Consider the following 12,485-nt stretch of genomic DNA (forward strand, 5'->3'; position numbering starts at 1 on the left):
AACAATGATCAAGAAACTCACCCTTTCCGTCCTGACTGCTGTCACACTGACAGCAGGCTCGGCCTTTGCAGCGGGCGACGCGGCGCATATCCACGACACGGACTTCTCGTTTGAAGGACCTTTTGGCAAATACGACCAGAACCAACTTCAGCGTGGCCTCAAGGTCTACACTGAAATCTGTTCGGCCTGTCATGGTTTGCAATACGTTCCGCTGCGCACGCTAGCTGACGAAGGCGGCCCTCACCTTCCCGAGGACCAAGTTCGCGCCTACTCTTCGCAGTTTGAAGTATTCGACGCCGAACTGGATGATTTCCGTGCGGCGAAACCTTCGGATCACTTCCCTGCGTCGGGCATGGAAACAGCACCTGATCTTTCGCTGATGGCCAAAAAACGCGCGGCGTTCCACGGTCCATACGGCACAGGTCTTAACCAGCTCTTCAAAGGGATCGGCGGACCAGAGTATATCGCGGCCCTTCTCACCAGCTACACTGGCGAAGAGAAAGAAGAAGCAGGCACTGTATTCTACGAAAACACCGCATTCCCTGGTGGATGGATTGCCATGGCACCTCCGCTCGCAGGTGAAGATGTTGATTTTGACGATGGTCACAGCAACGAACTTCACCACGAAGCAGAAGATGTAGCTGCGTTCCTGATGTGGACAGCAGAGCCGAAAATGATGGATCGCAAGCAGGCCGGATTTATCGGCGTTCTGTTGCTAGCGCTTCTGTCGGTGCTTCTGTACCTGACCAACAAGAAGATTTGGGCGCCGCATAAGAAAAAGCACTAGCCTAGACTAAATTCCTTAAAACGCGCTCTTCGGGGCGCGTTTTTTATTGCCCTAAGTATGCAGCCAAAGCCTTGGGTGGGTTGCTTAGGGCTTCCTCGGTATCCACCGGCGCGGATGCCTTTCCCCCTGCTATCACGATCGTCTTACTCGCAATCCGACGGGCATCCTCTGGTTCATGGGTAATCATCAGCAGTGTGCTGCCCGTGTCCTTCGCCACGCGGCTCACCAGCTCCAGCATCTCGCGCTTGAGCGCGGGGCCAAGCGCCGAAAATGGCTCATCCAGCAACATCAAGGGTCGCGAACGAAGCACCGCGCGCGCAATCGCTACCCTCGCCATTTGGCCACCAGAAAGCGACGCTGGCTTACGTTCTGTCTTGCCATCAAGGCCAACTTGCGCGAGGGCCGCATTAACTTTCTGTATTTCCGCCTTGGACAACTTCAAATCAGGCCGCAACCCTAGGCCAACATTCTGAGAAACGGTCAGGTGCGGAAAAAGGTTGTTGTCCTGAAATAGAATGTTCATCGGCCGATCACCGGGCCCGAGCGGGCCAAGGTCTACGCCTTGCCAAGATATGCTCCCTTCAGTCGGCTCAAGGAAGCCCGCGACAGCAGCGAGTAGCGTCGACTTACCCGCACCCGAGGGCCCGATTAGCGCGACGTGATCACCCTCTGATATCGAAAAATCAGCACGCAGCCGAAATGCCCCCTGCTCAAGAAGTACATTATCAAATCGGAGCATCCGCACGCCCTCCTCGGTCAAACAGATAGAAAACGCCAATCGAAAGAAGGAACAGCAAGAGCGCCGCCCCCGCCGCATCCCCCATCCGATACGCCCCCATTAAATCATAAAGCGCAAGCGGTAGCGTCGCGCGATTGGGATCGGCAAAGAGCGCAATGACACCTAAATCCCCCATGGAAAGAGCCGCCGAAAGCCCAGCGACAAATCCTATCGGTCTTTGCAATCTCGGCCACTCGACGTACCTGAACCGAGCGAACCCGCGCATCCTCAAACTCTCGGCAAGGGGACCGAACTGCGCCGCACAGGCGTCAACCGCCGGCAGCAAGACACGCATCGCAAATGGCAACGCCACAACCGCATTCACAAGTGCCGTCGTCGCCAGCGCCCAATCCTGCGGGTTGGCAAACCGATAGACTGCGATGAATATCCCTGCGCCCATAACAAGCGGTGAAATTGCAACCGTGAGGTACCCGACCGCCTCTCCCAACCCGCGCGCACGTCCGCGCAGCGCAGAAATCCAGAACGCCAAGGCAAGCCCAAAACTCACTGCAAGCGCCATGGAAATTGTTGCGACAACCAGCGAGCGACCGGCGGCCTCCCAAATTGATGTGGGCAAGAAGAACAATCGCGGCGCACCTTTGGCAATTATCATCAATAGCGGCAATCCAAGGAATGCAGCCGCAAGAGATATCCATGCCGCGTCTGCAATCACCGAAGCATCCTCATCATAGCGAACGACAACGCGGTCTAGACCCTCACCGGCGATTGCGCCTCGCGAAAATCGCCACGCCAAGAGTGCCGCGCATCCCGACAGCACCACTTGGATCAACGCCAGAAGCGCGGCCTTGCTTAGGTCGAAATCAAAACGGAACGCTTGGTAGATCGCCAGCTCAATCGTTGTGGCCTTGGGGCCGCCTCCGATCGCCAACGCCACTGCAAAGCTGGTCGTGCAGATGAGAAATACGATTGCCAAGGCACCGGGCACCACATGTTTGAGCATTGGTACTTCGAGCAATCGCCGATGATCGCGAGCATTACACCCCAAGGCCCCCGCAAGGCGAAAGTGTTCCGACGGAATCGCCAGCCACCCCTGCAATATCAAACGCACAGCGAGTGGCAGATTGAAAAACACATGCGCAAGCACCACCCCATGCAGGCCGTAAATATGGATCGGCCCAACGCCGAGGTAGCCTAATCCAGAACTAACAAGGCCAGTGCGTCCAAAAACCGCGATCAACCCTAACACCGCGACAATCACAGGAAGGACGAACGGCGCGCCGAACAGCGTGATAAGCAGGTGCCGCCCACGAAACGACCGCCGCGCCAACGCCCGCGCAACGGGAATTGCAAGCGCCACACTGAACACGGCTGACAGGGCAGCTTGAGTAACAGTGAAACGAAGCGCTGCAAAATCAGCCGCTGTAAAGCGCGTACCAGACTCTGCGCGCCATGCTACGACTCCGACTGTGCCAAAGCACAACAATAGAATAAGGGCAGCAACAGCCGCCCCCATCCAGAACCCTATGCCGCACGTGCGTGCTATTCCGACAGTGCGGCGCGCCATTCCTCAAGCGCGCCATCCCGTACTTGCTGCGCATCCCCCGAAGGGTACAAGAGCGCGTTTTCAGGCACTGTAAGCGTCTCGAACCCATCCGGCAGCCCTGCTGCGGGTGTTACCGCGGGATACATCCAGTTCGTAGTTGGGATGATCTCTTGGAAAGTTTCGCTCACGACAAACGCAAGGAACTGATCCGCCAATCCCTGCTGTTCGGTATGCGCGACTTTTGCTACAACTTCGACCTGCAAATAATGCCCTTCGTCGAACTGCGCCGCTGCTTTAGTATCATCTTCTTCGGCAATCAAATGATATGCGGGACTTGTGGTGTAAGACAGCACCATGTCTGCTTCGCCATCAAGGAACAGGCCGTATGCCTCTGACCAACCTTTTGTCACCGTCAGGATATTGTCCGACAGTCCGCGCCACATTTCGGATGCGCCGTCGTCATACGCTGCTTTCACCCACATCAACAGCCCAAGCCCTGGAGTCGAGCTACGCGGGTCCTGAATCACGATCTTCAGATCACTGTCTGCGAGTTCCTTAAAATTCTTGGGAACATCCGTGAGTTTGGTTTTGTCATAAACGAATGCAAAGTAGCCCCAATCAAACGGAACGAACATTGAATCGTCCCACTCGACAGGCAAATCAAACGCGACGTCTTCCTGGCCGTGGAGCGCGAAAATCCCTGTTTCGGCAGCGGCGGCCATCAGGTTCGTATCCAGCCCCAACACAATATCCGCCTTGGTGCGCGCTCCCTCAAGCAACAAACGCGATAGCAACGCCGCCCCGTCGCCCGTCCCGACGAGATTGAGGTCACACTCGCATTCAGCCTCAAAGGCTTTCTCAACCGCAGGACCAGGCCCCCAATCGGAAACGAAACTGTCGTATGTGTAAACTGTCAACGTGGGCGTATCCGCTTGGGCCGCGCTGGCCAAAACGATACCCGCTGCAATCATGGAATATCTCATCAATCTCTCCATTGTGCGACGGGCGGACAAGAAGGATGCTCATCACCTTTCCTCCGCCGATCTTAATCGGTTCAGGTTCAACGGGTCCGCTTTCGCATCTCAGCCAACTGGCCCCCCGAGGTATCCCAACATCTATGCGCCTGTTTGCTCACTGGCAAGGCATATCCCCTTGAGCCAACGCCCCTAGACCGTTAGAGAATTGAGCAAAGGAGCCGCTTATGTCGATGAACAGTTTTGGACACCTCTTTCGCGTAACCACTTGGGGCGAAAGCCACGGGCCTGCCCTTGGGGCCACGGTAGACGGCTGTCCACCTAATATTGAGATCAGCGAAGAAATGCTCCAACACTGGCTGGATCTACGTAAACCAGGCCAAAACAAGTACACAACGCAACGGCGCGAACCAGACGCCGTGCGCATCCTTTCAGGTGTATTTGAGGGCAAAACAACTGGCACGCCTATCCAGCTCATGATCGAGAATACCGACCAACGCAGCAAAGACTATGGCGACATCGTAGAAAAATTTCGCCCCGGTCACGCCGATATTACCTACTGGCAGAAATACGGTATCCGCGACCATCGTGGTGGTGGACGCAGCTCCGCACGCGAAACGGCGGCGCGCGTAGCCGCAGGCGGGATCGCCCGCGCGGCACTCGCACAATTGCTCCCAGACCTAGAGATCAAGGGATATATGGTTCAAATGGGGCCGCATACGATTGACCGCTCTCGCTTCGATGCATCCCAGATTGACCAAAACCCGTTTTGGACACCTGATAAAACTGCCGCGAACGAATGGGCCGAATATCTGGATGGACTGCGCAAATCGGGGAGTTCCGTTGGTGCGGTTGTAGAGGTCGTCGCCAAGGGCGCTCCCGCAGGGCTCGGCGCTCCAGTTTACGCCAAGATCGACACAGACCTCGCGGCGGCGATGATGAGCATCAACGCTGTGAAAGGGGTTGAGATCGGCGAAGGTATGGCCGCTGCTGCCCTTACCGGCGAAGAGAACGCAGACGAGATCACCATGGGACCAGATGGCCCGATTTATGGCTCCAACCATGCGGGTGGCATCTTGGGCGGGATCAGCACGGGACAAGACCTTGTGGTGCGCTTTGCCGTCAAGCCGACATCCTCAATCCTCACGACACGCCAAACAGTGACAAAATCGGGCGAAAACACAGAGATTATCACCAAAGGCCGCCACGACCCATGTGTCGGTATTCGTGCGGTGCCTGTGGGCGAAGCGATGATGGCCTGTGTGATCCTTGACCATGTGTTGCTTCACCGCGGCCAGATAGGTGTTAACCAAGGCAAAATTGGCTAGGCGTTCAACGCGGCATCCATCAGGGCTTTGATCTCTTTTTCGCTCGTCCCGAGGGTGACGCGTCCGATTTCTGCGTCGCCTTTTAGCGCAACCAAAACCGAACGGCGTGGGATTTTCAGGCGCCGCGCAAGCTCATCTTTGGAGTACTGATCCCAATCGAAGTAAACAAAGGTGATGCCAGCGTCATACGCAGGGTTCTCGGAGCGTAGCTTCTGGATGACCCGATTTTGAGCCGCACAAGTCGTGCACCAATCCGTTGCAAAATCAATAAACACTGTCTTGCCATCCGCGAGTGCCTTGTCCACCAAACCGGGGACATATGCGACCGATCCTGACGACGCAGATGCAGTAAGTGGGAACGCGGAAATGGCGATTGCACTTCCAATGAATAACCGTCTGTCCATTTTGACCTCCTAGATTGAAACTGAAAAATCAACGAGCCACGCGGGCATATTCTGAAGCGCCCAACGCTCGATAATAATGTGAACGCGCAAGAGGATTGCCGTGCCAACGAGCAAAAACATCGCGCCCGTTATAACGCGCGATTTTGCAGCAATCTTACGCATCAGATCTTGGCGTTTCATGAGAGTTGCGCGTGCTCCATACGCCAGCAAGAGCAATACCGTCGATACGCCGAGCGCAAAGCTCGACATAATCATCGCCGCCCAAAACAGATTCTGTCCCTGACTAGCCAAAGCGATGGCACCGCCCAGGGTTGGGCCAACGCATGGGCTCCATACTGCGCCGAGCAGTACACCACCCCAGAATTGCCCCGTGAGGGTTTGGCGATCCACGGTTTCCAAGTTCTGATCAGCGATTGTTGCGAAACCCGTCGTAAGTTGGCCAAAGCGCGCGCTAAATGCGGGCACCAACAGGATGACCCCGAAACATATCATTAATACGGCACCCGCGCGCGCGACATCCTCGGGCAATATTCCAAACGCCAAACCAACCGTCGAGACACCAACACCTAATACTACGAAAGTAAGCGACATACCCGCCGCCAAAGCAATCGGACCGCGCGGGCTGGCCTGTAAGGCCGTTGCAAGTACGATCGGCAGAATCGGCAACACACAGGGGTTAATCAGGGTCAGAAGCCCCGCTAGGTATCCAAAGATCAATTCCATGAAATTCGAGCTAACAGCTTTTCGCGAAGCTGTCAGGAAGCGCGATCAGAAGTCGCGCAAATGTGACGGGTTGTTAGGGCTTTGGCTTCTTGGAAAGCTGCACCGCCAGAATACCGACCGAGATAATCGCCACGCCGACCACATCCCAAACGCCGAGCTTCTCCCCAAGTAGAACCGCTGCAATAGCGACCCCAAGGAAGGGGTTGAGAAAGTGAAAAGTCGCGGCCCTCGTCGTACCAATCCGTTCGACCAGTTTGAACCAGATGAATGTTGCCATCAGCCCTGGAACAAGCACCGTATAGGTAAAGGCTGCAATAAGTTTTGGGGAATAATTGATGGCCATATCCTCATTGATCACGACAGAGACAATCGCGAGCGCGCCTGCACCGACGAACATCTGGAGGCCAACCATCATCATAACATTGCCACCGGACGACGCTCCTCTAAGTGCTAGCGTTGCAGCGGCAAGGCCCACAACCCCAACAGCGCAGAACATGATTCCGACCATATCGACACCGCCACCGATCCGCGTTCCGAGAATTAGCGCGGCGCCGAAGAAACCAGCGATCAACCCACCAACGGCCTGCTTTGGAAGTCGCTCTGATAGAAATGCCCAACTGGCGAAGGCCACCAACAGCGGCATCGTCGAGGCAATAATCGAGGCAAGCGAAGCGTCGATCCGTTGCATCGCCATAAAGAACAGCCCAAGGTATAGCGCGTTTTGACAGAGCCCGAATACAAACGTCGCCTTCCATTGCGCGCGCGTCAGGCGCCATGTCTGCCCCATCGCCCATGCAATCGCGACGCCAAGAAGACCGGATATAAAGAACCGCAGTGAAAGTGACGCCAATGGCGGCGCATCCGCGACAATGATCCGTGCAGAAGTGAATGCCGAACTCCACGCAAAAGCAAACACTAGCCCCATCATTATCGAGCGAATATCCATATCGTGTTTCCTTTGCAGTGCAGGCAAAAAATAAGGGCCGCCAGCAGGCGACCCTAGATGATTTCGGCGCGACCGCAAGGGCCGCATGTCCATATTAGATGGCTTAACCGTTTACGCTGTCTTTGAGTGCTTTTGCGATTGTCATTTTAACAACCTTGTCAGCGTCTTTTTTGATTTGCTCGCCAGTGGCAGGGTTACGCACCATACGCTCAGGGCGCTCGCGGCAATAGATTTTGCCAACACCAGGAAGAGTCACGGCACCACCAGCGGAAACTTCGCGTGTGATGATCGAGATAACAGCTTCCAGTGCGCCGCCTGCGGATTTCTTGTCAGAGCCCATTTCATCAGCCAGTGCAGCTACAAGTTGGGTCTTCGTCATTGGTTTTGCCATTGTATGGTCTCCTCGTTCTGCCCTTCATATTGGGCCTCATTGACGGCATTTAACTGAATATTGTTGAACTACACAACGATTTGTGGCGCCGATTTACTACTTTTCTTGGTTTTTTTCGCTAAAGTTGGTGCATTTTTACAAGAATGCCGTCTCATCAAAGCTTCTAAGCTTACGAGAGTGGATTTTCTCTAGTGGTTGATCGCGCAGACTCTCCATCGCCTGAATGCCGATTTTGAGGTGCCGCGCAACCTGAGTCTTGTAGAAATCGCTCGCCATACCGGGCAATTTCAGCTCACCATGAAGCGGTTTGTCGGACACACAGAGCAGCGTGCCATAGGGCACTCGGAACCGGAATCCGTTGGCCGCGATCGTTGCGCTTTCCATATCCAATGCCACAGCACGTGATTGCGAGAGGCGTTGAACTGGGCCCGAGTGATCGCGCAATTCCCAGTTTCTGTTGTCGATGGTTGCAACCGTACCCGTCCGCATGATCCGCTTGAGGTCATACCCTCGAAGTTGGGTCACCGACTCGACGGCATCCTCTAGCGCGATTTGAATTTCGGCGAGTGCTGGAATGGGAACCCACGGCGGCAGGTCATCATCCAAAACGTGATCTTCGCGCAGATAGCCGTGCGCCAGAACGAAGTCACCGAGGCTCTGTGAATTTCGCAAACCTGCGCAGTGCCCGACCATTAGCCATGCGTGTGGCCGCAAGACCGCGATATGGTCCGTCGCCGTCTTGGCATTGCTCGGCCCAACGCCGATGTTCACCAGCGTAATGCCGGAGCCATCGGACCGTTTAAGGTGGTACGTCGGCATCTGGGGGAACTTCAGCGGCAGTGGTATTGGGGTATCGGCATCTGTGATTTCGATGTCATTTGTCGAAACGAAGGACTCGTAACCCGAATTCTTGTCCGCCAACGCCTCGCGCGCGTATGCCTCGAACTCTTCGACATAGAATTGGTAGTTCGTGAACAAAACGTGGTTCTGGAAATGCTCAGCGCTTGTCGCGGTGTAGTGCTGTAATCGCGCGAGGGAATAGTCCACGCGCTGTGCGGAGAATGGCGCAAGCGGTCCTGCTCCATCGCTTGAAACTGTCGCAAGGCCATTAACGATATCATCATTTGTCGTCGCAAGATTAGGAACATCAAAGACGTCCCGAAGCGGAAAGCTCATTACGCCGTCTTGCGGTACATTCACGTTCTCTTCATTCGCTACCGCAAAGTGAACGGGCATCGGCGTGTTGGATACACCAACCGTAATAGGAACGCTGTGGTTACGAATGAGCAGGCCGATTTGCTGAAGCAGATACTCCTTGAACAAATCCGGCCGCGTGATCGTGGTGGCATATGTCCCCGGCTCTGCGACGTGTCCGAACGACAAGCGGCTATCGGCGAGAGCGAAACTCGTCGTTGTAATCCGCACCTCTGGGTAAAAGGCACGATAACGTGCGTCCGGACGGGGGCCCGTCACTGCGCTGCTGAACTTCTCGCTCAAATATTGCGTCGCTTCCTGATACAACTCGATCAGACGTTCGACCGCTGGTTCTGCCAAATCGAAATTCTCGGGGCGTGTTGTCGGGGGCGTGTGGATTGGTAAATCTACGTCTTCTGCTTTCATTCGTTATTCCTCAATCAAATCGGTCAGTTTTATTGTTGCTGAAATGGCAATCGCGGCTTTGCTCCGCATCTCTGACCCAGCACATTCTCCCAGACGCCAAGCGGTCAAAATCAGGCGGTTATTGCAGGGGTGCTTTTCCATGTACTAATTGTCCCGAGAAATCAGCCAAGTTCAAGTGAAGAAAATACGACACGGGCATACTGTCCCTGTTCCGCGTTTTTGCCCTTGCAGCGCCAAACTGCTTTGCCGCATCATCACCGCATGAAAAATCACCTCGTTTCCTTTGGCCACGGCTATTCCTCCCGCGCATTCACAACAACGCTAGATCCCGAAGTCTGGGCGATAACCGGCACGAGCAGGAATGGCGGCGACGACACCATCGCATGGCCGGCCGCGTCCATCTCGACCGCATTGGAAAGCGCGACGCATATCCTTGTTTCGATCGCGCCCGACGAGAACGGTGACGTCGTTCTGAACGCTATCGGCGATGAAATAGCAAAGACCGCACCGCATCTGAAATGGATCGGATATCTCTCTACGACTGGCGTCTATGGAGATCACGGAGGGGAGTGGGTTGACGAAGATACGCCTCTCTCGCCCTCGACCAAGCGAGGTGAAATGCGCGAACTGGCCGAGGGACAGTGGCGCAAGCTGGCCGAACAATACGACCTCCCGTTACATATCTTTCGATTGGCGGGCATTTATGGACCGGGGCGAGGACCGTTCTCCAAGGTTCGCAATGGCACGGCCAGACGGATCATAAAGAAGGGACAAGTATTCTCGCGCATTCACGTCGATGATATCGCGCAGGTTCTCAACGCGAGTATCGCCAATCCCAATCCGATTTCTGTCTACAATGTCTGCGACAACGACCCTGCCCCGCCCCAAGATGTGATAGGATACGCCGCGCAACTCTTGGGGGCGCCGATGCCGCCAGAGATAGATTTTGAAACTGCGGACCTTTCGCCTATGGCCCGAAGCTTTTACGCGGAATCCAAAAAGGTACGGAACGACAAGATCCACAGCGAACTCGGGATAAAGCTACTCTACCCCGACTATAAATCCGGTCTGAAAGCGATGCTTAAAGAAGCCTAGGCGCGCTTGGTTTCGATCCTAGTGACGCCCAATACATCGAGGATTTTTGCCTCAATGTGCTCGCTGTTCATCGCGGCATCTGCGTACATGTCTTCTGGGCTTGCGTGATCAATAAACGTGTCCGGAAGAACCATCGAACGGAATTTCAGACCGTTATCGAATACACCCTCATCCGCCAAAAGCTGCGCCACATGACTACCAAAGCCACCTACGGCACCTTCTTCGATGGTGATAAGCGCTTCGTGATCATGCGCAAGGTTCAGGATCATTTCCCGATCAAGCGGCTTGGCAAAACGTGCATCTGCGATGGTTGGATGAATGCCCTTGGCACTCAGCTTTTCAGCGGCTTTTTCGACTTCGGCCAAGCGCGTCCCGAAAGATAGCACCGCAACGCGGGCGCCCTCACGGATCATGCGGCCCCTGCCGATTTCCAATGGGATACCACGCTCTGGAAGTTCTACGCCAACACCTTCGCCCCGTGGGAAACGAAACGCACTTGGGCGGTCATCAATATGCGCGGCAGTGGCGACCATGTGCATCAACTCGGCCTCATCAGCCGCCGCCATCACGACGAAATCTGGCAGGTTCGCAAGATATGCGATGTCGAACGAGCCCGCGTGCGTTGCACCATCAGCACCCACAAGCCCAGCGCGATCAATCGCGAACCGAACAGGCAAACGCTGAATCGCGACGTCATGCACAACTTGATCATATCCACGCTGAAGGAATGTCGAATACATGGCGCAAAATGGTTTCATCCCGCCAGCCGCGAGCGCAGCCGAGAATGTCACGCCGTGTTGTTCCGCAATCCCAACGTCAAAGCAACGGCTAGGATACCTCTCTGCAAACAAGTTCAGACCCGTCCCGTCCGGCATCGCAGCCGTTACCGCAGCAATTTTGTCGTCCTCGGCCGCCTCTGCAAGAAGCGCTCTGGCAAAAACACTTGTGTAGCTAGGCGCATTGGTAGGAGACTTCTTCTGCTTACCCGTCAGGACATCAAACTTGGCGGTGGCGTGCCCTTTGTCGCGCGCGCCTTCTGCGGGAGCATAACCTTTGCCCTTTTGTGTAAGGACGTGAATCAGGGTCGGCCCCGTCGCGCGAGCCTTGACGGTGCGCAAAATCGACAAGAGCGCATCCATATCGTGCCCGTCAATCGGCCCTACATAAGAAAAACCAAGCTCCTCAAACAATGTGCCGCCAACGGTCATGTGCTTGACCATTTCCTTAGCGCGGCGCGCACCTTCTTGGAACGGCGGAGGCAGCAAGCTAACCGCACCTTTGGCAGCAGCCTTAAACTCTTGGAACGGAGCGCCAGCATAAAGCGAGCTGAGATAGTTCGACATTGCCCCAACCGGAGGAGCAATCGACATCTCGTTGTCGTTCAAAATCACGATCATGCGTTTTTTGAGGTGGCCAGCGTTGTTCATGGCCTCAAACGCCATACCCGCACTCATCGAACCATCGCCGATGACGGCAATCGCATCACCGATGCCGTGCTCGGGAGCGCCACCCAGATCCCGCGCCACCGCAAAGCCCAGCGCAGCAGAGATTGAAGTACTGGAATGTGCCGCACCGAATGGGTCAAACGCACTCTCGCTACGTTTGGTAAATCCCGACAACCCTCCCTTTTGGCGCAGCGTACGAATACGGTCGCGACGTCCAGTCAGTATCTTGTGGGGGTAGCATTGGTGGCCTACGTCCCAAATCAAACGGTCTTTGGGCGTATCAAATACCGCATGAATCGCTGTCGTTAGTTCGACCACGCCAAGGCCCGCGCCCAAATGTCCTCCGGTTTCGGAAACAGCCGAAATTGTCTCTGCGCGCACTTCATCCGCCAGCTGAGAAAGCTCGGAATCCGAGAGCGCTTTCATATCGGCAGGAACGTTTACGCGATCCAGAATTGGAGTATTTGGTCGTTGGGTCATGCGGGCCCTC

General features: G+C 55.3%; 12 protein-coding genes and 1 riboswitch. Of the genes, 3 read left to right on the forward strand and 9 right to left on the reverse strand.

The window, feature by feature from the left end; genetic code table 11:
• The first annotated feature begins 4 nt into the window (after positions 1-4).
• The gene (locus tag ACFE33_RS14755) at positions 5-787 is read left to right on the forward strand and encodes a cytochrome c1 (RefSeq protein WP_380054992.1); all 783 of its coding nucleotides are present in this window, start codon (positions 5-7) and stop codon (positions 785-787) included.
• Positions 788-830: 43 nt separating this feature from the next.
• On the opposite strand, the gene thiQ is transcribed toward ACFE33_RS14755, so the two are convergent.
• From thiQ to thiB, 3 genes are read right to left on the reverse strand one after another with little or no spacing between them, the layout of a single operon-like run.
• Positions 831-1,526, reverse strand: coding sequence for a thiamine ABC transporter ATP-binding protein (gene thiQ / locus ACFE33_RS14760; RefSeq protein WP_380054994.1), 696 nt, complete (start codon positions 1,524-1,526; stop codon positions 831-833).
• Positions 1,513-3,090 (reverse strand): thiamine/thiamine pyrophosphate ABC transporter permease ThiP, encoded by a 1,578-nt coding sequence (locus ACFE33_RS14765; RefSeq protein WP_380054996.1) that lies wholly within the window; start codon positions 3,088-3,090, stop codon positions 1,513-1,515. Before ACFE33_RS14765 ends, thiQ begins: the two co-directional genes overlap by 14 nt.
• Positions 3,066-4,052: a thiamine ABC transporter substrate binding subunit gene (thiB, locus tag ACFE33_RS14770; RefSeq protein ID WP_380054998.1), complete on the reverse strand. Its 987-nt coding sequence runs from the start codon at positions 4,050-4,052 to the stop codon at positions 3,066-3,068. The genes ACFE33_RS14765 and thiB overlap by 25 nt, the downstream gene beginning before the upstream one ends.
• 31 nt (positions 4,053-4,083) lie before the next feature.
• Positions 4,084-4,180: riboswitch (TPP riboswitch) on the reverse strand.
• A gap of 90 nt (positions 4,181-4,270) precedes the next feature.
• On the opposite strand from thiB, the gene aroC reads away from it, so the two are divergent.
• Positions 4,271-5,371 (forward strand): chorismate synthase, encoded by a 1,101-nt coding sequence (aroC, locus tag ACFE33_RS14775; RefSeq protein WP_380055001.1) that lies wholly within the window; start codon positions 4,271-4,273, stop codon positions 5,369-5,371.
• Here the strand turns inward: aroC and ACFE33_RS14780 are convergent.
• From ACFE33_RS14780 to ACFE33_RS14800, 5 genes are all read right to left on the reverse strand, one after another.
• Positions 5,368-5,775, reverse strand: coding sequence for a thioredoxin family protein (locus tag ACFE33_RS14780; RefSeq protein WP_380055004.1), 408 nt, complete (start codon positions 5,773-5,775; stop codon positions 5,368-5,370). The genes aroC and ACFE33_RS14780 overlap by 4 nt on opposite strands.
• A 9-nt stretch (positions 5,776-5,784) precedes the next feature.
• Entirely contained in the window at positions 5,785-6,498 is a 714-nt protein-coding gene (locus ACFE33_RS14785) for a cytochrome c biogenesis CcdA family protein (RefSeq protein ID WP_380055007.1), read from the reverse strand.
• A gap of 73 nt (positions 6,499-6,571) precedes the next feature.
• Positions 6,572-7,444 (reverse strand): DMT family transporter, encoded by an 873-nt coding sequence (locus tag ACFE33_RS14790; RefSeq protein ID WP_380055010.1) that lies wholly within the window; start codon positions 7,442-7,444, stop codon positions 6,572-6,574.
• A gap of 103 nt (positions 7,445-7,547) precedes the next feature.
• Positions 7,548-7,835, reverse strand: a complete 288-nt coding sequence (locus tag ACFE33_RS14795) for an HU family DNA-binding protein (protein WP_380055013.1) — start codon at positions 7,833-7,835, stop codon at positions 7,548-7,550.
• A 135-nt stretch (positions 7,836-7,970) separates the two neighbouring features.
• The gene (locus ACFE33_RS14800; protein WP_380055016.1) at positions 7,971-9,455 is read right to left on the reverse strand and encodes an AMP nucleosidase; all 1,485 of its coding nucleotides are present in this window, start codon (positions 9,453-9,455) and stop codon (positions 7,971-7,973) included.
• Between the two features lie 261 nt (positions 9,456-9,716).
• Here ACFE33_RS14800 and ACFE33_RS14805 point away from each other — a divergent pair, with 261 nt between their 5' ends.
• The gene (locus ACFE33_RS14805) at positions 9,717-10,550 is read left to right on the forward strand and encodes an SDR family oxidoreductase (RefSeq protein ID WP_380055019.1); all 834 of its coding nucleotides are present in this window, start codon (positions 9,717-9,719) and stop codon (positions 10,548-10,550) included.
• Here ACFE33_RS14805 and dxs read toward each other — a convergent pair.
• Positions 10,547-12,475 (reverse strand): 1-deoxy-D-xylulose-5-phosphate synthase, encoded by a 1,929-nt coding sequence (gene dxs, locus ACFE33_RS14810; RefSeq protein WP_380055021.1) that lies wholly within the window; start codon positions 12,473-12,475, stop codon positions 10,547-10,549. The two genes, ACFE33_RS14805 and dxs, sit on opposite strands and share 4 nt — an antisense overlap.
• Between the last annotated feature and the right edge of the window lie 10 nt (positions 12,476-12,485).

This window comes from Falsihalocynthiibacter sp. SS001 (assembly GCF_042445055.1).
Lineage (GTDB): Bacteria > Pseudomonadota > Alphaproteobacteria > Rhodobacterales > Rhodobacteraceae > Falsihalocynthiibacter.